General features: G+C 72.0%; 18 protein-coding genes and 1 other RNA gene. 12 read left to right on the forward strand and 7 right to left on the reverse strand.

Going from position 1 to position 24311, the window contains the following annotated elements:
- Window positions 1-33: 33 nt before the first annotated feature.
- From ACWD5D_RS08395 to ACWD5D_RS08410, 4 genes are all read right to left on the reverse strand, one after another.
- Complete coding sequence (locus ACWD5D_RS08395; RefSeq protein ID WP_451372021.1) at window positions 34-945, reverse strand: carbohydrate ABC transporter permease; 912 nt, start codon at window positions 943-945, stop codon at window positions 34-36.
- Between the two features lie 91 nt (window positions 946-1036).
- Window positions 1037-2380 (reverse strand): carbohydrate ABC transporter permease, encoded by a 1344-nt coding sequence (locus ACWD5D_RS08400; protein WP_451372022.1) that lies wholly within the window; start codon window positions 2378-2380, stop codon window positions 1037-1039.
- 7 nt (window positions 2381-2387) lie between these two features.
- Complete coding sequence (locus tag ACWD5D_RS08405; protein ID WP_451372023.1) at window positions 2388-3767, reverse strand: ABC transporter substrate-binding protein; 1380 nt, start codon at window positions 3765-3767, stop codon at window positions 2388-2390.
- A gap of 176 nt (window positions 3768-3943) precedes the next feature.
- Window positions 3944-7780, reverse strand: a complete 3837-nt coding sequence (locus ACWD5D_RS08410; protein ID WP_451372299.1) for an FtsK/SpoIIIE domain-containing protein — start codon at window positions 7778-7780, stop codon at window positions 3944-3946.
- A gap of 360 nt (window positions 7781-8140) precedes the next feature.
- Between ACWD5D_RS08410 and ACWD5D_RS08415 the strand changes: the two genes are divergently transcribed.
- The 4 genes from ACWD5D_RS08415 (at window position 8141) to ACWD5D_RS08430 (ending at window position 13736) form a co-directional block, all read left to right on the forward strand.
- Window positions 8141-9784 (forward strand): serine/threonine-protein kinase, encoded by a 1644-nt coding sequence (locus ACWD5D_RS08415; RefSeq protein ID WP_451372024.1) that lies wholly within the window; start codon window positions 8141-8143, stop codon window positions 9782-9784.
- A 111-nt stretch (window positions 9785-9895) separates the two neighbouring features.
- A complete protein-coding gene (locus tag ACWD5D_RS08420; RefSeq protein WP_451372025.1) occupies window positions 9896-11122 on the forward strand; it encodes a serine/threonine-protein kinase in 1227 nt (408 codons plus the stop codon).
- Between the two features lie 194 nt (window positions 11123-11316).
- On the forward strand, window positions 11317-12423 hold the full coding sequence (gene prfB, locus ACWD5D_RS08425) for a peptide chain release factor 2 (RefSeq protein WP_451372026.1): 1107 nt from the start codon (window positions 11317-11319) through the stop codon (window positions 12421-12423).
- A 323-nt stretch (window positions 12424-12746) separates the two neighbouring features.
- Window positions 12747-13736: a hypothetical protein gene (locus ACWD5D_RS08430; RefSeq protein ID WP_451372027.1), complete on the forward strand. Its 990-nt coding sequence runs from the start codon at window positions 12747-12749 to the stop codon at window positions 13734-13736.
- Window positions 13737-13829: 93 nt separating this feature from the next.
- Here ACWD5D_RS08430 and ACWD5D_RS08435 read toward each other — a convergent pair whose 3' ends face one another.
- Window positions 13830-14021 carry a hypothetical protein gene (locus tag ACWD5D_RS08435; RefSeq protein WP_451372028.1) on the reverse strand — a complete coding sequence of 64 codons (192 nt, stop codon included), beginning with the start codon at window positions 14019-14021 and terminating at the stop codon, window positions 13830-13832.
- Between the two features lie 316 nt (window positions 14022-14337).
- On the opposite strand from ACWD5D_RS08435, the gene ftsE reads away from it, so the two are divergent.
- The 5 genes from ftsE (at window position 14338) to ssrA (ending at window position 18372) form a co-directional block, all read left to right on the forward strand.
- Window positions 14338-15027 carry a cell division ATP-binding protein FtsE gene (gene ftsE / locus ACWD5D_RS08440; RefSeq protein WP_451372029.1) on the forward strand — a complete coding sequence of 230 codons (690 nt, stop codon included), beginning with the start codon at window positions 14338-14340 and terminating at the stop codon, window positions 15025-15027.
- A 52-nt stretch (window positions 15028-15079) separates the two neighbouring features.
- The gene (ftsX, locus tag ACWD5D_RS08445) at window positions 15080-15997 is read left to right on the forward strand and encodes a permease-like cell division protein FtsX (RefSeq protein ID WP_451372030.1); all 918 of its coding nucleotides are present in this window, start codon (window positions 15080-15082) and stop codon (window positions 15995-15997) included.
- A 67-nt stretch (window positions 15998-16064) separates the two neighbouring features.
- Window positions 16065-17261, forward strand: a complete 1197-nt coding sequence (locus tag ACWD5D_RS08450; protein ID WP_451372031.1) for a S41 family peptidase — start codon at window positions 16065-16067, stop codon at window positions 17259-17261.
- 85 nt (window positions 17262-17346) lie between these two features.
- The gene (gene smpB, locus ACWD5D_RS08455; RefSeq protein WP_451372300.1) at window positions 17347-17889 is read left to right on the forward strand and encodes an SsrA-binding protein SmpB; all 543 of its coding nucleotides are present in this window, start codon (window positions 17347-17349) and stop codon (window positions 17887-17889) included.
- A 114-nt stretch (window positions 17890-18003) separates the two neighbouring features.
- Window positions 18004-18372, forward strand: a transfer-messenger RNA (tmRNA) gene (gene ssrA / locus ACWD5D_RS08460).
- Between the two features lie 131 nt (window positions 18373-18503).
- Here the strand turns inward: ssrA and ACWD5D_RS08465 are convergent.
- A complete protein-coding gene (locus ACWD5D_RS08465) occupies window positions 18504-19745 on the reverse strand; it encodes an MFS transporter (RefSeq protein WP_451372032.1) in 1242 nt (413 codons plus the stop codon).
- Between the two features lie 85 nt (window positions 19746-19830).
- Here ACWD5D_RS08465 and ACWD5D_RS08470 point away from each other — a divergent pair, with 85 nt between their 5' ends.
- From ACWD5D_RS08470 to ACWD5D_RS08480, 3 genes are all read left to right on the forward strand, one after another.
- Window positions 19831-20832: a LysR family transcriptional regulator gene (locus tag ACWD5D_RS08470; RefSeq protein WP_451372033.1), complete on the forward strand. Its 1002-nt coding sequence runs from the start codon at window positions 19831-19833 to the stop codon at window positions 20830-20832.
- Between the two features lie 113 nt (window positions 20833-20945).
- Window positions 20946-22325, forward strand: a complete 1380-nt coding sequence (locus ACWD5D_RS08475) for a nitrate/nitrite transporter (RefSeq protein WP_451372034.1) — start codon at window positions 20946-20948, stop codon at window positions 22323-22325.
- Between the two features lie 85 nt (window positions 22326-22410).
- On the forward strand, window positions 22411-23595 hold the full coding sequence (locus tag ACWD5D_RS08480; RefSeq protein WP_451372035.1) for a uroporphyrinogen-III synthase: 1185 nt from the start codon (window positions 22411-22413) through the stop codon (window positions 23593-23595).
- 110 nt (window positions 23596-23705) lie between these two features.
- Here ACWD5D_RS08480 and ACWD5D_RS08485 read toward each other — a convergent pair whose 3' ends face one another.
- Complete coding sequence (locus tag ACWD5D_RS08485) at window positions 23706-24203, reverse strand: anthrone oxygenase family protein (RefSeq protein WP_451372036.1); 498 nt, start codon at window positions 24201-24203, stop codon at window positions 23706-23708.
- Between the last annotated feature and the right edge of the window lie 108 nt (window positions 24204-24311).

A 24311-nucleotide genomic window follows, 5' to 3' on the forward strand; every position in this document is an offset into this window, starting at 1 on the left:
CGAAAAGTGCCCGTTTTTATGGCTACTTGGCCGCTACTTGACCGCGCCCGCCATGACCCCGGACACGAACTGCCGCTGGAACGCGAAGAACACGACCAGCGGGATCACCATCGAGATGAACGCGCCGGGCGCGAGCACGTCGATGTTGTTGCCGAACTGCCGTACCTGCGTCTGCAGAGCGACCGTGATCGGCTGCGAACCGGACTTGGTGAAGACCAGCGCGACCAGCATGTCGTTCCACACCCACAGGAACTGGAAGATGCCGAGGCTCGCGATCGCCGGCCCGCCGAGCGGCATCACCACCCGTGCGAACAGGCGCAGTTCACCGGCGCCGTCGAGGCGGGCCGCCTCCAGCAGTTCCCGCGGGATCTCCGCGAAGAAGTTCCGCAGCAGGAACACCGCGAACGGCAGACCGAAGCCGACGTGGAACAGGATCACCCCGAAGATCGTCCCGAACAGGCCGATGTCGCCGAACAGTTCGGCGATCGGGATCAGCGCCACCTGCACGGGGACGACCAGCAGGCTGACCACGCCGAGGAACCACCAGTCCCGGCCCGGGAACTCCATCCACGCGAACGCGTAGCCCGCGAGCGAGCCGATCACCACGACCAGGATCGTCGCCGGAACCGTGATCAGCACCGTGTTCACCAGGGAGTTGGTGATGTCGCTGTTCTCCAGCAGCTTCTGGTAGCTGTCGAAGGTCAGCTGGGACGGCTGGGTGAACACCTTCCACCAGCCGCTCGCGCTCATGGCCTCCGGTGAGCGCAGGGAGGAGATGAGCAGACCTATGGTCGGCACCAGCCAGAACAGGCCCACCACGATGAGGAAGACGCGGACCAGTCCGCCGTTGAGCTTCTCGGCGATCCTCGAACCGAGGGACTGCCGTCCCTTCACTGTCATGTCGGCGGATGCCGCCTTCCCGACGCCGCCGCTGGTCGCGGTCATCGCCTGCCCTCCCGCCTCAGCCGACGGACGTTGCTGTGCTTTCCCGGGGGGCGACCCCCGGACCCCCGGCCGCCCCGAGGCGCACGCATCTTCATCGCCTGCCCTCCCGCCTCAGCCGACGGATGTTGAACAGCATCACCGGGATCACCAGCAGCAGCAGGAACACCGCGATGGCGCTCGCGATGCCCGGCTGGCTCTCGGCGAAGCCCTTGCGGTACAGCTCCAGGGCCAGCACGTTGGCGTCGTCCTGGGAGGAGCCGGGGGCGATGATGTAGACGAGGTCGAACACCTTCAGCACGTTGATCATCAGCGTGACGGTGACGACCGCGAGGACCGGTGCCAGCAGGGGCACGGTGATCTTGCGGAACACCTGCCACTCGTTGGCCCCGTCCACCCGCGCGGCCTCCAGCAGCTCCCGGGGCACGCCCGCGAGCCCGGCCGCGATCAGCACCATCGCGAAGCCCGCCCACATCCACACGTACGACCCGATGATGGCCGGTGTGACCAGCGCCGGGCCGAGCCAGTCGACGCCGTTGTACGGCTCCTTGAAGTTGCTCGCGGGAAGCCGCAGCCGGGCCCCGTCGGCCGCGGCCGGCAGTGTGAAGGTGCCGTCAGGGGCGGCCTTGGCGGAGGCAACGACCTTGCCGTCCTTCACCGCCTCGATCCGCATCCCGGCGTAGCCCAGCTCGGACGGGTCGGGGGAGCCCAGCTTTCCGACACCCTTGCCGCGCGTGAAGTCCTGCCAGGTGGTGCCGGTGATCTTCCCCGGCTCGGCCCTGGCCGCCACGGCCCTCTTCGCGCTGTGCGGCATCTGGTCGGGAGCGACACCGACCAGCGGGAGGGAGACCGCCGAACCGGCGTGCACCGGGGCCGTGGTGATGAACCCGCCCTGGTCCGGCCGCAGCGGCGACTCACGGCCCGGATGCGCCTTCGGGAACGCCGAGGACTGGGCGAACGTGTCGTGCACGCCCACCCACACCGCGTTGGCGACACCCTTGTCCGGGTCCTGGTCGTACACCAGCCGGAAGATGATCCCGGCCGCCAGCATCGAGATCGCCATCGGCATGAAGACGACCAGCTTGAACGCCGTTCCCCAGCGCACCCGTTCGGTCAGCACCGCGAAGACCAGGCCGAGCGCGGTGGAGACCGTCGGCGCGAACACGACCCAGATGATGTTGTTCTTCAGTGCCGTGCGGATGCCGTCGTCCGTGAACAGCGCCTTGTAGTTGTCGACCCCGGCGAAGCCGTCGCCGGAGGCGTTGTAGAAGCTGCGGACGACCGAGTACCCGATCGGGTAGACCACGAGCGCGCCGAGCAGGACCAGCGCCGGCAGCAGGAACAGCGCTGCCACCGTCCTGCGGGTGCCGGTCACGCTCCTGCGGCTCTTCGGCGCGGCGGGGCCCTTCGGGGACCCCGCCGCCGCTGCCGACGCCATGGCCGGATCAGCTCCCGTTCCCGTACGCGGCCGCCGCGTCCTTCTCCAGCTGCGCCTGGGTGCCGGCGACGTCCTTCGGGTTCTTCAGGAAGTCCTGGAGGTCCTTCCACTCACCCTTGCCGGGCGTGCCGCCGAAGGCCTGCGGGGCCTGGTCGGACATGTCGAAGCGGAAGTCGTCGCCGGACGCGATCAGCGCCTTGGCGATGGTCTGCTGCACCTCCTTCGGGTACGCCGACACCGGGACGTTCTTGTTCGGCGAGAGGTAGCCGCCCAGCTTGGCCTGGATCGTCGCCGCGTCCGGGGAGGCCAGGAAGGTGACCAGCGCCTGCGCCGCCTTGGAGTCCTTGAGGATCACCGCCGCGTCGCCGCCGGAGACCACCGGCGCGCTGGAGCCGACCGCCGGGAACGGGAACACCTTCGCGTCCGTTCCCACCTTCGCCTTGGTGTCGCCGATGTTGACCTGCACGAAGTCGCCCTCGTAGACCATCGCCGCCTTGGGCTGGTCGCCTCCGGTGAAGGTCTGCGTGACCGACGCCGGGAACTCGGTCTGCAGAGCGCCGTCCGCGCCGCCCGCCACGTAGTCCTTCTTGCCCCAGATCTGGGCGAGCGTGGTCAGGGCCTGCTTGACCGACGGATCGGTCCACTTGATCTTGTGCTGGGCGAGCTGGTCGTACTTCTGAGGCCCGGCCTGGGACAGATAGACGTTCTCGAACCAGTCCGTCAGCGTCCAGCCGTCGGCACCGCCCACCGAGAACGGGGTGACACCGGAGTCGTACACCGCCTGCGCGGTGGTCAGCAGCCCCGGCCAGGTCTTCGGCTCCTTGGCGCCCGCGTTCTCGAACGCCTTGGCGTTGTACCAGATCAGCGACTTGTTGGCGGCCTTGTAGTAGACGCCGTACTGCTTGCCGTCGACCTTGCCGATGTCCTGCCAGCCCTGAGAGTAGTTCTTCTGGAGCTCCCCCAGCGCCTCCGGGCCCAGCGGCTTGGCCCACTTCTTCTCCACGGCCTGCTTGATCGCGCCCGGCTGCGGCAGCAGCGCCACGTCCGGCGGCTGACCGCCCGCGATCTTCGAACCGAGGAAGTTGATGATCGGGTCCTGCGCGGGCACGAACGTCACCTTCGCGCCGGTGCGCTTCTCGAACTCCGCGAGGACCTTCTTGAAGTTCGCCTGTTCGGTGCCGGTCCAGACGGCGGCGACCTCCAGGTTCGCGCCGTTCAGCTTCGGCAGGGTGACGGAGGAGCCGCCGGCGCTCGCGCTGCTCTTGCCGCCGCTGTCCTTCTTGTTGTCGCTGCCCGAGCACGCGGTGAGCGCGAGGGCTCCCGCGAGCAGCGCGGCGAGCGTGCCGACCGCCCTGCCTGTCCGGATGGTGCTGCTCTGATTGCGCATCACTTCCCCGTTCGTCGTTCTCCGTTGAACGTCAGGAGACTGTCCGTATGAACGTGAAGACTTGTCCGTGCCGTCCGGTCTACGCCGGGCCGCACACGGGCGGCAAGAGCGCCCGTGCCGTCCGGCGGCTGATCGTGACCGGCTCGTGATCAGGGACGTATGCGTGCCGGCCACGACTAGAGCAGTGAGGGCACCTCCGCCGCCGAGACCTCCCGGGCCGCCCGCTCCACCGCGCTCGCCAACAAGGCCAGGTCGGTGGGGCCGTTGCCCAGCTCGCGCACCGGGCGGCGGGCCGGCGGGTCGCCCATCCGTTCCCACTCCAGCGGGAGCACCGTCGGCCGCTGGGTCGCCGTGCGCGGGATACGGCCCGTCACCCGGCCGCCCTGGAAGCCGATGCTCCGCCCGTCCGCGTACGTCAGGCTGCCCCGCCCCGGCGCCGGTTCGCCCCCACGTTCTCGGCTTCGCTCGAACGGGGAGGTGCCCCCAGGGCCGGAGGACGGCGCGTCCAGCGTCACCCGGAGCACGGCCCGCCGGGCCGGCTCCGTCTCCGCCGTACGACCGCCCGCCGAGGCCGCCGCCACCAGGTGCACGCCCAGCCGCTCGCCCTCCCGGGCCACCGCCTCCACCGCCCGCATCACCGAGCCGGCGGCAGGCCGGCCCGGTGAACCCAGCGCGGGGGAGACCAGCGCGTCCAGGTCGTCCACGACCACCACGAGCCGGGGCAGCGGCGGCGCCGCCTCGGTCCGCCGCCGGGCCGCGGCGCCGGGCCGCAGCCGCAGCGTGGAGCTGGGCGGCGCGTCTATGTCGCCGGCCCCGGTGCCGGACCCGGGCACGGCCGCCCGTCCGCCCGGCGTGCGCTGCGCGACGATCCGGCCCGAGACCTCGTGCCCCGAGTGCCACTGGACGAAGTCGCCCATGCCCACCAGCTCGGCCCGCCGCTTCAGCTCGGCGCTCAGCGACTGCGCGAACTCCCGCATACGCACGGGGTCGTTGGCGATGAGGTAGGTCGTCACATGGGGTATATCCGTGCAGACCCGCAGCCCCTCACCGCGGCCGGCGCCCGTGCCGATGCCGTCCCGGCCGTCTATCAGCACCATGCCCAGCCGGTCGGGCCGCTCGGCGGCGGCCAGCGAGGCGACCACGGCCCGCAGCAGCTCGGTACGGCCACTGCCCGGGGGCCCCTCGATCAGCAGATGCGGCCCGTCGGCCACCAGGTCGGCGGTGAGCGGACCGCGCGGCCCGGCACCGAGCACCGCCCGCGCCCGGCCGCCCAGGGACTCGGCGTCGTCCGCCGCGTCCGCCCAGCGGGCCATCAGCGACGCCGGGGTGGCCCGCGCCAGCCCCAGCTCGTCCAGCAGCCGGGCCGACTGCGGCAACGGCACGGCCACCCGCGCGTGCCGCTCACCGGCGGGGCTGTCGGGGCGCAGCGGCGCGAGCGCCCGCGCGAACCGCTCCGCCCAGGCGGGGGAGACGGCGTCCACGGCGGCGAGCGCACCCGGGCCGACGGGCCCGCCGGGCGCCACGCGCAGCAGATGCAGCACGCTCGCGACGTCACCGCCGAGCAGCGCCACGGCCCCGCAGTACCGGAAGACGGGGGCCACCGCGCAGGCCGCCTCGTACGTCTCCGCGACCGGGGAGGAGGGGGAGGTGGCCGGGGTCTCGGCGAGGCACACCACGTGGATCCCGGCCCGCGGTCCTGCCACGGCCAGCCGTGCCACGGCCTCCCGGAGCGCCGCCCCACCGGGATCACCGTCCACGACGACCACCGTGTACGGCCCCGGGAACCCGCCGACGCCGTCCGCTCCGGCGCCCTCGCGGGCCCAGGAGGGGCGACGGGCGGGGGTGCCGTGCGGGGAGGTGCGGCCGGTGCCGGCCGGGGCAGCGGGCGCCGTGGCGGCGTGCGCCGCTGCGTCCGGTGTCCGGCCGGCCGGGCCGTCCGCGTCGGGGAACTGTCCCGCGGGGCGGGACGGATCCTGGGCGAAGTCCTGAGGCGCCGGGACCGACCCGGCGGGGGCCGGACCCGTCGTCGCCGTCGCCGGCCGGGCCGTGCTTCGTCCCGTCGCGGCGTGGTCCTCCACCCGGCGCAGGAGTTCCTCCGTGCGGGCCGCCGCCTGTTCGCGGTCGTAGGCCAGCAGGAGGCGGCAGTCCTGGCCGTGGCCCGGACGGACGTGCGGCAGCCAGCCCAGCCAGGACCACTCGGCCGTGCGCTCCTCCAGCGGACGGGAGCGGTCCGCGCTGATCAGCACGATCTCCAGCAGGTCGGGGGAGTGCAGCGCGGCGAGCTGGGCCAGCACCGCGCGGGCCAGCCCGGACAGCCGGGGGCGTGGGCCGGCCAGGCCCAGCGCACCCGCCTCGCGCAGCGCGGTGGTCACCGGGACCGCGGGCAGCAGTCCCGAGCCGTCCGGCGTGGCCCGGTCGGCCGTCCCGAGCCGCACCGACAGCGCCTCCGGGTGCCCGGGGCCCCGCTCCCACAGCCGGGGCCCGGGGCCCAGCGCGGTCAGCAGCAGCGCGGCGGGGTCGGGCCAGGTGTCGGGCCGGCGCGGGACGGCATCGGCCGGGATGCCGGCCCGGTCGGCGGCTCCGGCGCCGTACTCCTCACGGGACGTCTCCGGCTCCCCGCGTCCGCCGGCCAGTCGGCGCGCCCACGCACCGAGCCCGCCCCGGCGCCGGGCGCCCTGGGGTACGTCGGTTCCCCGGACCGGAGTGCTCTTGCGCCCCCCGGAACGCGCGCCCCCGTCCCCTTGCGTGTCGTAGCCGTCCGGCACCGGGTCGTAGGCCGCCGTACCGCCGTACCCGCTCTCGGTCGGGCCGTCGGGGCCGCCGATGCCGTGGCGGCCCGCGTGCGTGTCTCCGCTGCCGGAGGACGGGGCGGGTGCGCCGGGTGAGCGGAGAGCGCCGTTCGGGGCGCCCGTCTCGAAGCGGTCCGCGCGCGTGTGGCCGTCGGGGGACGGGGTGGAACGGGTCGTCCCGTCCGGCCCGGGTTCACCGCTCGGCCCGTGGCTCCCGGGGCGGCTCATGGGCCTGCCGGCGGAAGCCGTACCCGCTGCCGGACCCGGCGCGTCCGCGCCCCGGCTCTCGATGCTCGGAGCCCCGGCCTGACCGGGGACCGCGGCCTCCGCTTCCTCGTACCGGTACTCCTGGGCTCCCGTGCCGGAGCCGGTCCAGTTCGCCGTGCCGTAGGCGTGCCGGGTGGGCCCGGACGGACCGGTGGCCGACGAGGGCTCCACGCGTGCGTGCCCGGCGGCGTGCGCCGTACCGGCCGTACCCGGTGAGGTCCCCGCGCCCGGTGCCGCGTATCCGGCGGACGCGCCGAGGGCATCGGATTCCTCGGCCCCGCCGCCGAGCGGCAGCCGTACGCACCCCTCCCCGTCCGGGACCGTGCGCACCCGGGCCGCGGGGCCACCGGACGGGGTGACCCGCAGGGCGGATTCGCCGAGCCGCAGCAGGGCCCCGGCGGGGAAGCGCCGGGGCCGGTCGGTCACGCGGGCGCCGTCCAGGGTGGTGCCGTTGGTGGAGCCGAGGTCGGTGACGGAGATGCCGCCGTCGGCGGCGACCGTGACCGCGCAGTGCAGACGGGAGACGTCCGGGTCGTCCAGCGGGACGTCGGCGTCGACGGAGCGGCCGACCGTGATCCGGCCGCCGTGCAGGAGGTGGACCCCGCCCGCGTCCGGGCCCGCGACCACGTGCAGCTGGGTCGGGGCGTCGTCCAGCTCGGGATGGGGCTCGGGGGCCGCGGGGGCGCCCAGGGACAGCACGGCGCCGTCGACCAGCGGGGGCTCGCCGAGGGTGCGGCGGCGGGCGTCGAGCCGCTCCGTGCCCGCGTACAGGACCACCGGCGCGCCCGAGGCCTCCCGGCCCGCGCCGCCGTCTCCGGTGACCGCCGTGGCCAGTGCGGAGGCCACCGCGGCCAGGTCCGTGCCCGCCGGTGCCGTGACCAGCACGTCCCGGCTCGCGGGGCGGCCCCGCTGCGGGGCCGGGCCCAGCGGGTCTACGACGGTCAGCCGGATCTGCATCGCCGTCAGCGGTCCCTTCTGCCCGGGCGCGGACTCCCCACCCCACACGAGCACGTCGGCCAGTACTGCAGGCATCCTCGCACCTGTCACCGACAACGCGCCCGCGGCCCGGTACCAAGTGATCTTGATTGGTCAGCTCTGCCCCCAAAAGTGCCTGCCCGGGAGTGCGCCGTTGATCAGTTGATATCGGTCATGCGATCAGTTGAGATCGGTCACGTCCGCGGCCTGGCAACCGGGAGACCGAGGCGAGCGTCTTACCTTCGAAGTTGTACGAGATCGTTCATGTGGTGCCCTCGTGGACGGCACTACAGTGGGTCGGTAACCGGAACACCGGCAAGCAACCAGCAGGGAGCGCGTGACGTGCGGCCAGTCGGCAGCAAGTACCTGCTCGAGGAGCCGCTCGGACGCGGCGCCACGGGCACCGTCTGGCGTGCGAGCCAGCGCGAGACCGCCGGCGCCGAGGCGGCCGTGCCGGGCCAGCCGGGCGAGACGGTCGCCATCAAGGTCCTCAAGGAGGAGCTGGCCGGCGACCCGGACATCGTCATGCGGTTCCTGCGCGAGCGCTCCGTCCTGCTCCGGCTCACGCACCCCAACATCGTCCGGGTCCGCGACCTGGTCGTCGAGGGCGATCTGCTCGCCCTCGTCATGGACCTCGTCGACGGTCCCGACCTGCACCGCTACCTGCGCGAGAACGGCCCCCTCACGCCCGTCGCCGCCGCGCTGACGACGGCCCAGATCGCCGACGCCCTCGCCGCGAGCCACGCCGACGGCGTCGTCCACCGCGACCTGAAGCCCGCCAACGTGCTGCTGAGCGAGGACGAGGGCCGGATGCACCCGATGCTGACCGACTTCGGCATCGCCCGCCTCGCCGACTCCCCGGGCCTGACCCGCACCCACGAGTTCGTCGGCACCCCCGCGTACGTCGCGCCGGAGTCCGCCGAGGGCCGCCCGCAGACCTCCGCCGTCGACATCTACGGCGCCGGCATCCTGCTGTACGAGCTGGTCACCGGCCGCCCGCCGTTCTCCGGCGGCACCGCCCTCGAAGTGCTCCAGCAGCACCTCAACGCCGAGCCGCGCCGCCCCTCCACCGTCCCGGGCCCGCTGTGGCAGGTCATAGAGCGCTGCCTGCGCAAGAACCCCGACGAGCGGCCCAGCGCCGAGAACCTCGCGCGCGGCCTGCGGGTCGTCGCCGACGGCGTCGGCGTGCACGCGAACGCCGCCCAGATCGCCGCGGCCGAGGGCGTCGGCGCCCTGCTCGCGCCCGACCCGGCCCCGGCCGCCGTCCCGGGCGTGCCCGGCTCCGCCGACCCCACGCAGGTCCTGCCGGCCAACGCGGCGCAGGGGGCGTACGACCCGAACGGCGCGACCAGCGTCCTGCCGCACACCGGCGGACCCGCGGGCGCCGCCGACCCCACCGCCGTACTGCCGAGCACCGGCGCCGCCGACCCCACCGCGGCCATGCCGCCGATGCCCCAGGGGCAGCCGGGCGGACCCGATCAGCCGCACCCCTGGCAGAACCAGCTGCGCGCCGCCCGCGACCGCAACGAGCAGACGCAGGTCCAGTACCTCGCCCCGGACGAGGACCCGCTGCGCCGCCGCCCTCAGCGGCAGGTCGCCCGGCCGCAGCAGCAGCCGCGCCAGGCACCGCAGGCACGCCCGCAGCGACCGCAGCAGCGCGCCCCCGGCGGGTACAGCCAGGCGCCCCAGCAGTACGCCCCGGCGCCGCAGCGGTACGCGCCGGAGCCGCAGCGGCCCGTCCGCGAGCCCCGGCCGCCGCGGCAGCGCGGCGCCAACCCGATGAAGATCCCCGGACTCGGCTGCCTCAAGGGCTGCCTGTTCACGATCGTCATCCTGGTCGTCGCGAGCTGGCTGGTCTGGGACCTGACCCCGCTGCACACCTGGGTCGGCCAGGGCAAGGGCTACTGGCACCAGTTGAGCGATTGGGCCGGGCAGATCAGCAGCTGGCTGAAGGAGCTGGGAAGCTCCTCCGGCAACGCCAACTGATCGCAGGGTTGGGGATTTGTCGACACCCGGCGGGTGATTTCTGCCTCCGTGGTGAAGGTCGGCTCGTCCAGCGCGTAGTTTTGGCGACAACACGCGTCTGTAGGAGCAGTCTTGGCACGGAAGATCGGCAGCCGGTACACCGCGAACCAGATCCTGGGGCGGGGCAGCGCCGGCACGGTGTGGCTGGGCGAGGGGCCGGACGGCCCCGTCGCGATCAAGCTGCTGCGCGAGGACCTGGCGTCCGACCAGGAGCTCGTGGGGCGCTTCGTGCAGGAGCGCACCGCGCTGCTCGGCCTGGAGCACCCGCACATCGTCACCGTGCGCGACCTGGTGGTCGACGGCAACGACCTCGCGCTGGTCATGGACCTCGTCCGGGGCACGGACCTGCGCACCCGGCTGGAGCGCGAGCGTCGGCTCGCGCCCGAGGCCGCCGTCGCGATCGTCGCTGACGTCGCAGACGGGCTCGCGGCCGCGCACGCGGCCGGGGTCGTCCACCGCGACGTCAAGCCCGAGAACGTCCTGCTGGACATGCAGGGCCCGCTCGGACCCGGCGGCGCGCATCCCGCGCTGCTCACCGACTTCGGTGTCGCCAAGCTGATCGACTCGCCCAAGCGGACCCGGGCCACGAAGATCATCGGTACGCCGGACTACCTCGCCCCGGAGATCGTCGAGGGCCTGCCGCCCCGGGCCGCCGTGGACATCTACGCGCTGGCGACGGTCCTGTACGAGCTGCTCGCGGGCTTCACCCCGTTCGGCGGGGGCCACCCCGGAGCGGTGCTGCGCCGGCACGTCACCGAGAGCGTCGTACCGCTGCCCGGCATCCCCGAGGAGCTGTGGCAGCTTCTCGTGCAGTGCCTGGCGAAGGCCCCGGCCTCCCGGCTGCGGGCCTCGGAGCTGGCGGCGCGGCTGCGGGAGCAGCTGCCGGTGCTCGCGGGGATGCCGCCGCTGGACGTGGACGAACCCGAGTCCGAGACCGCGGAGGAGGGGCCGCAGGAGGCACCCGCGCCGGTCGAGGACGCGGAGCCCGTGCGGCGCCGGGGCGCCGTCTCCCTGGTGCCGGGGGCCAAGCCCGACTCCAACCGGGACACGCACACGTCGATGCGGGTCCCCGGGCCGGACGAGCTCGCCGGCGGGGCGCGGGGCACGGCCCGGGCGCCCCGGACCCCGGGCGCACCGCGCCCCGGCTCCGCCCGGCACCGCGCGGCCGCCCGACGCCGGAAGATCACCTTCAGTGTCGCCGGCGTGGTCCTGGCCGCGGCCGTCGGCATCGGTGCGTGGGCGGCCACCTCGGACGACGAGCAGCCGCCCCGGGACACCCACAGCACCTCGGCTCCCTGACCCCCGGGGCTCCGCGCGGACCAGCCCGTCCGGGGGCACCCTCTCTGGGGGGCGAGGACGAGGCTCGTTCAGGGCCGGCGCGGGGGTCCGGGGGCGGCAGCCCCGGTGGCGGGCCCGCACCGGCACCGGCCCACCGTTCGGCTCCGCTCCTCACCCCGGGCCTCGCCGCTCGGCGGAGCCGTTACGCTGGAGGCGTGGCAGTCGTCGATGTATCCGAAGAGCTGAAGTCCCTCTCCTCGACCATGGAGTCGATCGAGGCCGTCCTGGACCTCGACAAGCTGAGGGCAGACATCGCCGTGCTCGAGGAGCAGGCGGCCGCGCCGTCCCTCTGGGACAACCCGGACGAGGCGCAGAAGATCACCAGCAAGCTCTCCCACCTCCAGGCCGAGGTCAGGAAGGCGGAGGCGCTGCGCGGCCGGATCGACGATCTCGCCATCCTCTTCGAGATGGCCGAGGAGGAAGACGACCCGGACACCCGCGCCGAGGCCGAGTCCGAGCTGACCTCCGTGAAGAAGGCGCTGGACGAGATGGAGGTCCGCACGCTCCTCAGCGGTGAGTACGACTCCCGTGAGGCGCTGGTGAACATCCGCGCCGAGGCCGGTGGCGTCGACGCCGCCGACTTCGCCGAGAAGCTCCAGCGCATGTATCTGCGCTGGGCCGAGCAGCACGGCTACAAGACCGAGATCTACGAGACGTCGTACGCGGAAGAGGCCGGCATCAAGTCGACCACCTTCGCCATCGAGGTCCCGTACGCCTACGGCACGCTCTCCGTCGAGCAGGGCACCCACCGGCTGGTGCGCATCTCGCCCTTCGACAACCAGGGCCGGCGCCAGACGTCCTTCGCGGGCGTCGAGGTACTCCCGGTCGTCGAGAAGTCCGACCACGTCGAGATCGACGAGTCCGAGCTGAGGGTCGACGTCTACCGGTCCTCCGGGCCCGGCGGCCAGGGCGTCAACACCACCGACTCCGCCGTGCGCATCACGCACCTGCCCACCGGCATCGTGGTCTCCTGCCAGAACGAGCGCTCGCAGATCCAGAACCGGGCCAGTGCCATGAACGTGCTCCAGGCCAAGCTGCTGGAGCGGCGCCGCCAGGAGGAGCAGGCCAAGATGGACGCCCTCAAGGGCGACGGCGGCAACTCCTGGGGCAACCAGATGCGTTCGTACGTGCTGCACCCGTACCAGATGGTCAAGGACCTGCGCACCGAGTTCGAGGTCGGCAACCCCGAGGCCGTGTTCAACGGCGAGATCGACGGGTTCCTCGAGGCCGGTATTCGCTGGCGCAAGCAGCGGGAGAAGTGACTTTGTCGATATGACAACTGCCGCCCGAGTGGCGGCAGTTGTCATTTGTCTGGGTTTTACGTCACACTCACGGGCTCCATTTCCCGGCAAACGCCACCCCACCGGACAACGTGCGCGCAACGGCCTTGACGTTGCTTTGAAAAATGGGAAGGCTGCAGCGTGGCATGCGTATCTCTGGGGTGCATGTGAACCGGAGGAATCGGGGGTGATTCGGATGCCGGCACCGACGCGGACGCCACTTCCGGACTCCCCGACCGCCTCCGTCGATCACGGCCCCCGAGCGCGGCCTCATTGACAAAACGGCTACTGGGGGTAGCAACCATATGACCAAGAAGACGCGGATCCGCGTCGCGCGGATAGCGGCCGGTGCCGTGATCGCTGCCGGCGCCTCTCTGACGGCCGCAGGTGCGGCGTCCGCCCTGGACCTCGGCGTCCAGGCCGGCCCGATCGGCGTGAGCGTGACCACCGAGGGCGGGAACTCCGACGGCGGCAACTCCAACGGAGGCAACTCCAATGGAGGCAACTCCAATGGAGGCAACTCCAACGGTGGGAACTCCTCCATCGGTGGTGCTGTCGGCGGCAGTGACGCTGGCACCGCCTCCCTCGGCGGCGTGCTCGGCGGTGGCGACGCTTCCAACGGTGGCGCCGCTTCCAACGGTGGCGCTGCTTCCAACGGTGGCGCTGCTTCCAACGGTGGCGCTGCTTCCAATGGTGGCGCTGCTTCCAACGGTGGCGCCGCTTCCAACGGTGGCGCCGCTTCCAACAGTGGCGGCAACGGCAACGGCGGTGCCGCTTCCATCGGTGGCGCCGCTTCCAACGGTGGCGGCAACGGCAACGGTGGCGACGCTTCCATCGGTGGCGGCAACGGTGGCAACGGCGGCGATGCTTCCAACGGTGGCGGCAACGGCAACGGTGGCAACGGCGGCGACGCTTCCAACGGCGGCGGCAACGGCGGCAACGGCGGTAACGGCGGCGACGCTTCCATCGGCGGCGGCGACGGTGGCAACGGCTCCATCGGCGGCGACGGTGGCAACGGCGACGGTGGCAACAGCGGTTCCGGCACCGACGGCGGCAACGGCAACACCACGCCCAACGGTGGCGGCAACAACAACGCCTCCCAGGAGGAGGGCTCCTCGGCCCTCACCGACACGGGCTCGGACACCTCTGCCCAGGGCGGTGACAAGCAGCTCGCCGAGACCGGTGCCGGTCAGACCGCGTTCCTGCTCATCGGCGCCGCGACCATGATCGCCGGCGGCATCGGCTTCCGTGTCCTGCCGCGTCTGGTCAACGGTCGCGGCGGCGCGGCTGCCTGAGCGTAGCCGTACGCTCGCGTTCCGCACGCGAGGTACATGCGAAAGGGCCCGGAGCTTGACGCTCCGGGCCCTTTCGGCGTCTGTCGTGTCCGCCTACGCGGTCTGGTGGGCCAAGAGCACCACCGCGGCGATCAGCACCGCGAGCAGGGCGATCAGGGCCATCGGGTTCATCCCCGCGAAGAAGCCCTCCTGCTGCAGCCGCGCGCGGTTGGCGCGGCACACCGGGCACCGGCCCTCGCTCACGGGCGCCGCGCAGTTCGCGCACACCAACCGGTCGTACGTCATGCGCTCGCCCTCCTTGCACCGGCCATCACCCATAGAACGCTTCCGGGAACGAGAACGTTCCCCCCTCCACTGTGCCAGGTTCCTTCAGAGGTTGCGCGGGGCGTCTACAAAGGGGTGGTTTCCGCCGTATCGCGGCCGCGGGTGCGTCGCGGTTGCCCGCATGGTCCCCCGCACGGTTCCCCGCGCCCTTCGCGGTACGGACACTTCCCGGTGCAAAAACGCACAAGTATGGCGCAACCGCAACCGGTGACTGCACTTGCGCACCCGGTTCGCGTATGGTCACGCTCACCTACCCCCGGCGACCCGTGGTGCATCCGTGATCCGATTCGACAATGTCTCCAAGGTCTACCCCAAGCAGACCCGTCCCGCCCTCAGGGAAGTCACCCTGGAGGTGGAGAAGGGTGAGTTCGTCTTCCTCGTGGGGTCCTCCGGCTCCGGAAAGTCCACCTTCCTGCGACTCGTCCTCCGCGAGGAGCGGTGCAGTCACGGCCAGGTGCACGTTCTGGGCAAGGACCTCGCACGCCTCTCCAACTGGAAGGTGCCGCAGATGCGCCGCCAGCTGGGGACGGTCTTCCAGGACTTCCGGCTCCTGCCGAACAAGACGGTCGCGGAGAACGTGGCCTTCGCGCAGGAGGTGATCGGCAAGTCGCGCGGCGAGATCCGCAAGTCCGTGCCGCAGGTGCTCGACCTCGTCGGGCTCGGCGGCAAGGAGGACCGGATGCCGGGCGAGCTGTCCGGCGGTGAGCAGCAGCGCGTGGCCATCGCGCGGGCCTTCGTCAACCGGCCCAAGCTGCTGATCGCGGACGAGCCCACCGGCAACCTCGACCCGCAGACCTCCGTCGGCATCATGAAGCTGCTCGACCGGATCAACCGGACGGGCACCACCGTCATCATGGCGACGCACGACCAGAACATCGTGGACCAGATGCGCAAGCGCGTCATCGAGCTGGAGAAGGGCCGCCTCGTCCGCGACCAGGCCCGCGGTGTCTACGGCTACCAGCACTGACCGCCGTAGCCGCTGCCCGACGACCGTCCACGGAAAGGCTTAACCCGACGCCATGCGCGCCCAGTTCGTCCTGTCGGAGATCGGTGTCGGTCTCCGCCGCAATCTGACGATGACCTTCGCCGTCATCGTCTCCGTCGCCCTGTCCCTGGCCCTGTTCGGCGGTTCGCTGCTGATGAGCGACCAGGTGAGCACCATGAAGGGCTACTGGTACGACAAGGTCAACGTCTCGATCTTCCTGTGCAACAAGAGTGATGCGCAGTCCGACGTGAACTGCGCCAAGGGCGCGGTCACCAAGGACCAGAAGAAGCAGATCGAGGCCGACCTCGAGAAGATGCCCATCGTCGAGAAGGTCACCCACGAGACCCAGAACGAGGCGTTCAAGCACTACAAGCAGCAGTTCGGCAACTCCCCGCTGGCCAGCTCCCTCTCGCCGGAGCAGATGCAGGAGTCGTACCGCATCAAGCTCAAGGACCCGCAGAAGTACCAGGTCATCGCGACCGCGTTCAACGGCCGTGACGGTGTGCAGTCGGTGCAGGACCAGAAGGGCATCCTGGACAACCTCTTCCAGCTGCTCAATCTGATGAACCGGGCGGCACTCGGTGTGATGGCGCTGATGCTGCTCGTCGCGCTGCTGCTGATCGTCAACACCGTGCGTGTCTCGGCGTTCAGCCGACGGCGTGAGACCGGGATCATGCGCCTGGTCGGTGCCTCGGGCTTCTACATCCAGGCGCCCTTCATCATGGAGGCCGCGGTCGCCGGACTCATCGGCGGCGGTCTGGCCTGTGTCTTCCTCGTCGTCGGCCGGTACTTCACCATCGACCACGGCATGGGCCTGTCCACCAAGCTCACGCTCATCAACTTCGTGGGCTGGGACGCGGTGTTCACCAAGCTGCCGCTGATTCTCGCGACCAGTGTTCTGATGCCTGCGCTGGCAGCGTTCTTCGCACTGCGCAAGTACCTGAAGGTGTGACCCATGCCAAGAGGGTCGTACGGGCATCCGGCCGTACGGCCCTTCGCATTGTCCTAGACTCACCGCCATGTCAGGCCGTGACCTGTTCTGTCAGCCCCGCCGCAAACGCCGCGGGGCCGCCCTGACATTGGTGTTCGCCGGCCTGTTGGCCGCCGGTGCCGCCACCGGTTCCTTCCCCGACACCGGACATGCGGACCAGTCGGGTCAGCCCGGTGCGTCCGGCCGTCGCAGCAGCGCCGGGCCGTCGCCCGCGGCCGCCCCGCACGAGGACGTCCGCAGGGCCGCCGCCGAGGCCATGGCCGACGGCGAGTCGCCGATGGAGGCCGCCGCGCGCGCCGTCAGCCGCAGCGGGGACCGCTGGGGCGCCGTCTACTCCGAGGGCGAGTACCAGGAGTTCCAGGAGGCTCTGGACGGCGAGTACACCGGCGTGGGCCTGTGGGCGCGGCGTGAACGCGACGGCCGGATCGAGGTGACCCGGGTGCAGACCGGCTCGCCCGCGGCCGAGGCCGGGATCCACGAGGGCGACCGGCTGCGCAGCGTCGACGGGAAGAAGGTCGACGGCCGGCCGGTCACCGAGGTGGTCTCCTTACTGCGCGGCGACGCCGACGACGCGGCCGCCGGTACGGCGGTCACGCTCGGCCTCCAGCGCGGCACGCGCGCGTGGACGCGGACCCTGCACCGCGCCCGCCTGTCCACCGACTCCGTGACCGTGCGCAAGCTGGCCGACGGGGTCGTCGTCATCCGGGTCGCCGCCTTCACCAAGGGCTCCGGCGAGGCCGTACGCGCCGCCGTACGCCAGGCACCGGCGGACTCCGGGATCGTGCTCGACCTGCGCGGCAACTCCGGCGGCCTGGTCACCGAGGCGGTGGACGCCGCCTCCGCCTTCCTCGACGGCGGCCTGGTCGCCACCTACGACGTCGACGGCGCCCAGCGCGTCCTGCACGCCACCCCCGGCGGTGACACCGCCCGCCCGCTCGTCGCCCTGGTCGACGGCGGCACCATGAGCGCGGCCGAGATGCTCACCGGCGCCCTCCAGGACCGGGGCCGCGCGGTGGTGATCGGCTCCCGCACCTTCGGCAAGGGCTCCGTCCAGATGCCGACCGCACTGCCCGACGGCTCGGTGGCCGAGCTGACCGTGGGCCACTACCGCACCCCCTCCGGTCACAAGGTCGACGGCAGGGGCATCGTGCCGGACCTGGACGCGGGCGCGGACGCGCTGGAGCGGGCGGAGACGGTGCTGACGGGCCTCGGCGACCCGGCCTAGCCCATCGAACCGTCGTGGACCCCGTAAATACGCTTCCCTCGCACCCCATGTGTGGTGAGAAAATGTCGTCACTATGAGCAAGGGAATGTACGTACCGAAGGAGTCCCAGCCCAAGCAGGGCGGGGGAGCCGCGAAGGCCAGGGACGGCGAGAAGGGCGGCAAGCGCAAGATCGTCGCCCAGAACAAGAAGGCCCGGCACGACTACGCGATCGTCGACACCTACGAGGCCGGGATCGTGCTGACCGGCACCGAGGTCAAGTCGCTGCGCGAGGGACGGACCTCGCTGACCGACGGCTTCGTCCACATCGACCGGGGCGAGGCGTGGCTGCACAACGCCCACATCCCCGAGTACCACCAGGGCACCTGGACCAACCACTCCGTGCGCCGCAAGCGCAAGCTGCTCCTGCACCGCGAGGAGATCGACAAGCTGGAGTCCAAGTCCCAGGAGACGGGTCACACCATCGTGCCCCTGGCGATCTACTTCAAGGACGGCCGGGCGAAGGCCGAGATCGCCCTCGCGCGAGGCAAGAAGGAGTACGACAAGCGGCAGACCCTGCGGGAGCAGCAGGACCGGCGGGAGTCGGACCGCGCGATCGCGGCGGCGAAGCGGCGGCAGCGGGGTGTCTGACCGGGGCCGCCGCCGGGAATGCGCTGGCACTGTCACGCGTTGTTCCCGTACGATGGCACCTGCACCCCACAGCGGGTGCGCACACCCTCTCCGGAGGGTTTGAAAAATCAACATGGGGATGATCGGTTTCGACAGCGGCTGTCGAAGCAGGGGAAGCGTGTCGAGGAAGCGGCAATGATCTCGTAAACCATATGTCGCAAAAAATAATCGCCAACACCAAGCGCGATTCCTTCGCCCTCGCTGCCTAAGTAGCGACTTGCGAAGTGTCAGCCCGGGGCTGTTCCCGACCCGGATCCTGGCATCAGCTAGGGAACTAAACCTTGATCCCGGTCACGGGGTGAAGAGGGAAATCCAACAGTGACTGAGCCCGTCGGAGACTTGTTCGCGTGATCTCCGGGGCCGAGAAACTCGTAGCGAACTGCACACGGAGAAGCCCTGATTCCGCACCGTTGGACGCGGGTTCGATTCCCGCCATCTCCACCAGGCCCCTTCGGGGGTCAGCCCCATGTGGGCAACGGCCCCGTCGCGTCAGCGACGGGGCCGTTGTCATTCGGGCGGTGCCGTGGGGGTGCGGGTGGGGTTCCGGGTGCGGGTCCGAACAGAGCCCCGCGCCCCTAGGGAGCTGCCGTGCCGTCGGCTTTCACCCACCGCCGACCGGTGTGGATGAGCAGTGCGAGGGCTGCCGCTCCCGCCGGAACGGCGTACGCGGTGCTGGGAGAGAGGTGCTCCACCGCCCAGCCGCCGCCCGCCGAGCCGCACGCGATCCCCGTCAGCAGCGCGGTCACCACCAGGCTCATGCCCTCGTTGAGACGGTCGGCCGGGGTGCGCGACTGGACCAGGGTCATCGCCGTCACCATCGTCGGAGCGGTGGCCATGCCCGCCACCAGCAGCGCCCCCGCCAGCACCGGCAGCGAACCGGCGGTGGCGGCCGCCAGCCACGGCAGGGTCATCAGCACGGCCATCGCCGCGAGGCACCGGGAGAAACCGAGGCCCGCCGGTCTCCGGGCCCCGAACAGCAGGCCCGTCGCGCACGAGCCCGCCGCCTGGAGCGCGAGGACCACTCCGGCCGCCGCGCGATGGCCCTGAGCGTCGGCGTAGGCGATCGTGACGACCTCCATCGAGCCGAAGACCGCGCCGGTGGCCGTGAAGCAGGCCAGCAGAGGCGGGATGCCGGGGCTGCGCAGCGGTGACGGCGCCTTCGAACGGGCCCGGGGCGGCGGCTCGGTCGCCCGCTGGGCGGTGAACAGCAGCATGCCGGTCAGCAGCAGTACGGCCCCGGCGAGCGTGCCCGCCTCCGGGAAGAAGGTGCCGGTCAGGAAGGACGCCAGCACCGGGCCGAGCATGAAGCACAGTTCGTCGGCGGCCTGCTCGAAGGAGTTCGCGGTGTGCAGCGCGCCGGGGTCGTCCCGCAGCAGGTGGGACCAGCGGGCGCGGGACAGGCCGCCGATGTTGGGGGTCGCGGCGGTGGACACGTACGCGGCGAACAGGGTCCAGTCCGGGGCGCCGAAGCGCACGCACAGCAACAGGACGAGACTGCCGAGCACGGCCGTGAACGTGGCCGGCACGGCCACCCGGGCCTGCCCGTGCCGGTCGACGAGCCGCGCGATCCACGGCCCGGCCACCCCGGTCGCCACGAGTCCGGTGGCGGTGACGGCACCGGCGAGGGCGTAGGAGCCCCGGGACCCGGCGATCATCACCACCGCGCTCACGCCGAACATGCCCACGGGCAGGCGGGCGACGAGGTTGCCGGCGGTGAAGGCGAGGGTGCCGGGGCGGGAGAACAGGCGGCGGTATCCGGTGAGTCGGGGGTTCCCGGCGGTTGTCCGGGCGTCTTCCGTGGTGGATCGGGACGGCATGGGCTCCACGGTCGCCCCGAGTGGATCAACGCGTCCAACACCTGCTGCGCACCGATTCACGCACCCGTGTTGTAAGTTCGCCGCCATGCCCGCCTCCGACGCCATAGAACCCCGCCTCCTGCGGGCCTTCGTCGCCGTAGCCGAGGAACTGCACTTCACCCGGGCCGCGGGGCGCCTGTACGTCGCCCAGCAGGCGCTCAGCCGGGACGTGCGGCGGCTGGAACGGGAGCTCGGCAGCGAGCTGTTCGTGCGGTCCACCCGGCAGGTGACGCTGACCCCGGACGGCGAACGTCTGCTCCCGCACGCCCGCCGGGTCCTCGCCGCCCACGACGACCTGCTCGCCGCCTTCCGGCAGGCCCGGCCGCTGCTGGTCGATCTCAACTCCCCGGGCCTGGTCACCGGCCGCCGGGTCCTGCACCGGGCCCGGGACCTCGCGCCCGACTGCGAGCTGATGGCCCGCTACGAGAGCGGCCTCACCGGGGCGGCGGCCGAACTGCTCGCCGGCCGGCTGGACGCCTCCTTCGGGCGCTACGCCGGCCTGGACCCGGCGCTGCGCTCCGGCCTCGACCAGCAGCCCGTGCGCTACGAGCCGATGGCCGTCGTCCTGCCCGAGGAGCATCACCTGGCCGCCCTGCCGGAGGTGCCGCCGGCCGCGCTGGCCGGCGAGACGGTGTACGCCGGGGCCGGGAATCCGCGCACCCCGGAATGGACCGACCTGGCCCTGCGCCTCTTCGAGGGGCACGGCATCCGGCTGGCCCCGCCCCTTCCGCTGGCGGTCGGGGACGAGGAGTTCGAGCGGATCATGGCCAAGACACGGAACCCGGTCCTGGCCGTGGTGGACTTCCCGGCCCTGCCCCGCACGGTGGTGCGGCCCCTCGTCGATCCCGTCCCGCTCTCGCCCGTCTCGCTGGTGTGGCGCAAGGGGCTGGTCCATCCCGCTCTGGACGCGCTGCGGCGGGCGGCCGCCGAGATCGCCCTCGCCGAAGGCTGGCTGCGGCAGCCCGCGGACCGCTGGATCCCGGCGCCCGACCTGGAGGTGATGACCGCCCCGTCCGAGCCCCTCACCGGCCGCCCTCCCGTCACGTGAGAGCAACGTTCCCTTCCGGTCACCCACAGCCACAGGTCAGAAACGCGCCCTCCCTACCTTCGGGCTCAGTCCCTCGTCGACGAACCGAGCACCCGGAGCCTTGTGGAGGCGCCATGACAGCCCCGAGTACAGCCCCCGCACAGAGCAGGGGAGGCCGCTGGATCGAGCACTGGGATCCGGAGGACGAGACCTTCTGGAACGAGACGGGGGAGAAGGTCGCCCGCCGGAACCTGCTGTTCTCCGTCCTCACCGAGCACATCGGGTTCTCCGTCTGGACCCTGTGGTCCGTGCTGGTGCTCTTCATGGGCCCGGAGTACGGGCTGACCCCCGCCGACAAGTTCCTGCTCACGTCCATGGTGACGCTGGTCGGGGCCGCCGTCCGCATCCCCTACACCTTCGCCGTGGCCGTCTTCGGCGGCCGCAACTGGACGATCGTCTCGGCCGCCCTGCTGCTCCTGCCGACGATCGCCGCCTTCGTGGTGATGGAGCCGGGGACGTCCTTCTCCACCTTCCTCCTCGTCGGCCTGCTCGCCGGCATCGGCGGCGGCAACTTCGCCTCCTCCATGACCAACATCAACGCCTTCTTCCCGCTGCGGAAGAAGGGGTGGGCCCTCGGCATGAACGCCGGCGGCGGGAACATCGGCGTGCCGGTCATCCAGCTCGTCGCCCTCGCCGTCATCGGGGCGAACGGCGGACCGCGTGTCCTGCTCGGGATCTACATCCCGCTGATCGTCGTGGCCGCCGTCCTCGCCGCCCTGTTCATGGACAACCTCGCCACGGTGAAGAACGACACCGGCGCGGCCAAGGACGCCGCGAAGGACGGCCACACCTGGATCATGGCCTTCCTCTACATCGGCACCTTCGGGTCCTTCATCGGGTACAGCTTCGCCTTCGGGCAGGTGCTCACCAACCAGTTCGGGCGCACCCCGCTCCAGGCCGCCGGCATCACCTTCGTCGGCCCCCTGCTCGGCTCCCTCGTCCGGCCGGTCGGCGGTCGGCTCGCCGACCGGTTCGGCGGTGCCCGCATCACCCTGTGGACCTACGCCGGCATGGCCGCCGCCACCGCCGTCCTCGTCGTCGCCGGCATGCAGAAGTCACTGGCGCTGTTCGTGCCCGTCTTCGTCGTGCTGTTCATGCTGAGCGGGCTCGGGAACGGGTCGACGTACAAGATGATTCCGGGGATCTTCCAGGCCAAGGCCCTCGCCCGGGGGCTCACGGGGGAGGCGGCCGCGGCGTACGGGCGCCGCCTCTCCGGGGCCTCCATGGGGCTCATCGGCGCCGTCGGCGCGCTCGGCGGCGTCGGCATCAACCTCGCCTTCCGCCAGTCCTACCTCTCCTACGGCACCGGCACCGGCGCCTTCCTCGTGTTCCTCGCCTTCTACGGCGCCTGCATCGTGGTCACCCGGGTCGTATACCTCCGCCGCCCGGCCGCAGCGCCGCGGGCCACGGCCGAAGCGGAGGAGAAGCCGCAGCTCAGCTACGCCGAGGTGTGACGTAACACCTGCGACATCATGGCGAACCGAGCCTGTCACGCGCCGTTGACAGGCTCGTTCGACATGCGGGTCAGCTAGGAGAACCATGGGCGACGAACAGCAGGACGACGAACAGCAGCAGGTCGGACGGCGGGAACAGCGGGAACCCAGCCCCCTCGCGGGCTTCACCGTGGGCGTCACCGCAGCGCGCCGCGCCGACGAGCTGGGCGCCCTGCTCCAACGGCGCGGCGCCGCCGTCCTGCACGCGCCCGCCCTGCGCATCGTGCCGCTCGCCGACGACAGTGAACTGCTCGCCGCCACCGAGGGGATCATCGACCAGGCGCCCGACGTGGTCGTGGCCACGACCGCCATCGGATTCCGGGGCTGGGTCGAGGCCGCCGACGGATGGGGGCTCGGCGAGCAGCTGCTGGAACGGCTGCGCGGGGTGGAGCTGCTGGCCCGCGGCCCCAAGGTCAAGGGGGCCGTCCGGGCCGCCGGCCTGACCGAGAAGTGGGCGCCGGCCGGCGAGTCCATGGCCGAGGTGCTCGACCGGCTGCTGGAGCAGGGCGTGGAAGGCCGCCGGGTCGCCGTGCAGCTGCACGGGGAACCGCTGCCCGGTTTCGTGGAGGCGCTGCGGGCCGGGGGAGCGGAGGTCGTCCTGGTGCCCGTCTACCGGTGGATGCCGCCGGAGGACATCGGACCTGTGGACCGCCTGCTCGACGCGGCCGTCTCCCAGGGCCTCGACGCGATCACCTTCACCAGCGCGCCCGCCGCGGTCTCCCTGCTGTCCCGTGCCGAGGAACGCGGCCTGCTCCCCGAACTGCTCACCGCGTTCGGTCACGACGTCCTGCCCGCCTGCGTGGGCCCCGTCACCGCACTCCCCCTCCAGGCCCGGGGCGTGGACACGGTCCAACCGGAACGCTTCCGTCTCGGCCCGCTCGTCCAGCTGCTGTGCCAGGAACTGCCGGGACGGGCACGGGCGTTGCCGGTCGCCGGTCACCGGGTGGAGATCCGGGGGCACGCGGTCCTGGTGGACGGAGACCTGAGGCCGGTGCCGCCGGCGGGGATGTCGTTGCTGCGCGCACTGTCGCGGCGGCCGGGCTGGGTGGTGGCGCGGTCGGAACTGCTGCGGGCGTTGCCGGGCGCCGGGCAGGACGAGCATGCGGTGGAGACCGCGATGGCCCGCCTGCGTACGGCTCTGGGGTCGCCGAAGCTGATCCAGACGGTGGTCAAACGCGGCTACCGGCTGGCACTGGACCCGGCGGCGGACGCGAAGTACGCGGACGTGTGAGGCGTCGACGGGGCTGCCGCCCGGCCCGCTGCCGCCGGGTCCGGTGCCGTCGGTCTCCGGACACGCGACCTGCTGCCCTGACCATGGGATTCCTGGACTCGCCCGCCCGGTCACGAGGAGCGGCTGACGCGGCCGTGCAGCAGCAGGGCCCGGGTCAGCAGGGCGGTCGCCACCGTCGAGCCCACGGCCCGGACCACGTTCCACGCCACCCACGGCCCCTCGAAGCGCGCCCGCAGGCTCGCCGGGTCGCCCTTCGCCGCCAGCGCGTCGTTCAGCGGGACGTTGAACGCCATGGTGACGAGGAAGACGAGGGCGTACGCCACCAGGGCCGCCAGGACCCAGCGGGCGCCGGGCGTTTGGCGGAGCTGCCACGCCGACACCGCCGTCAGCACCAGTGCCCCCATGAAGCTCAGGAAGAACACCGGGTTCTGGATCACGTCGTTGATGTTCCGCATGACCTCGACGTACGTCCGGTCGTCGCCGCGGGCGAGCGCCGGCATCACCGCGCAGGCGAAGATGTAGAAGACCCCGGCGATCAGGCCCATGGCGACGGTGGCCGCGCTCAGTACGACGCCGCTGCTGTTCGTCCTGTCCATCGTGCTCGTCATGCCTTCAGCCAACCGGAGCGGCCCGGCGCCGGACATGGCCGAGGCGCGCGCCCTCATACGCGTGCGTCCAGGCCGGTACGAGGGGTTCCGGTGACGCTGCCCGGCGGG

The sequence above is a fragment of the Streptomyces sp. NPDC002520 genome (assembly GCF_053595235.1).

Coding starts and splice junctions, on each gene's coding strand:
- ACWD5D_RS08395 (WP_451372021.1), bottom strand. CDS start 945: ATGACCGCGACCAGCGGCGGCGTCGGGAAGGCGGCATCCGCCGACATG.
- ACWD5D_RS08400 (WP_451372022.1), bottom strand. CDS start 2,380: ATGGCGTCGGCAGCGGCGGCGGGGTCCCCGAAGGGCCCCGCCGCGCCG.
- ACWD5D_RS08405 (WP_451372023.1), bottom strand. CDS start 3,767: ATGCGCAATCAGAGCAGCACCATCCGGACAGGCAGGGCGGTCGGCACG.
- ACWD5D_RS08410 (WP_451372299.1), bottom strand. CDS start 7,780: ATGCAGATCCGGCTGACCGTCGTAGACCCGCTGGGCCCGGCCCCGCAG.
- ACWD5D_RS08430 (WP_451372027.1), top strand. CDS start 12,747: ATGACCAAGAAGACGCGGATCCGCGTCGCGCGGATAGCGGCCGGTGCC.
- ACWD5D_RS08435 (WP_451372028.1), bottom strand. CDS start 14,021: ATGACGTACGACCGGTTGGTGTGCGCGAACTGCGCGGCGCCCGTGAGC.
- ftsX (WP_451372030.1), top strand. CDS start 15,080: ATGCGCGCCCAGTTCGTCCTGTCGGAGATCGGTGTCGGTCTCCGCCGC.
- ACWD5D_RS08450 (WP_451372031.1), top strand. CDS start 16,065: ATGTCAGGCCGTGACCTGTTCTGTCAGCCCCGCCGCAAACGCCGCGGG.
- smpB (WP_451372300.1), top strand. CDS start 17,347: ATGTACGTACCGAAGGAGTCCCAGCCCAAGCAGGGCGGGGGAGCCGCG.
- ACWD5D_RS08465 (WP_451372032.1), bottom strand. CDS start 19,745: ATGCCGTCCCGATCCACCACGGAAGACGCCCGGACAACCGCCGGGAAC.
- ACWD5D_RS08470 (WP_451372033.1), top strand. CDS start 19,831: ATGCCCGCCTCCGACGCCATAGAACCCCGCCTCCTGCGGGCCTTCGTC.
- ACWD5D_RS08475 (WP_451372034.1), top strand. CDS start 20,946: ATGACAGCCCCGAGTACAGCCCCCGCACAGAGCAGGGGAGGCCGCTGG.
- ACWD5D_RS08480 (WP_451372035.1), top strand. CDS start 22,411: ATGGGCGACGAACAGCAGGACGACGAACAGCAGCAGGTCGGACGGCGG.
- ACWD5D_RS08485 (WP_451372036.1), bottom strand. CDS start 24,203: ATGACGAGCACGATGGACAGGACGAACAGCAGCGGCGTCGTACTGAGC.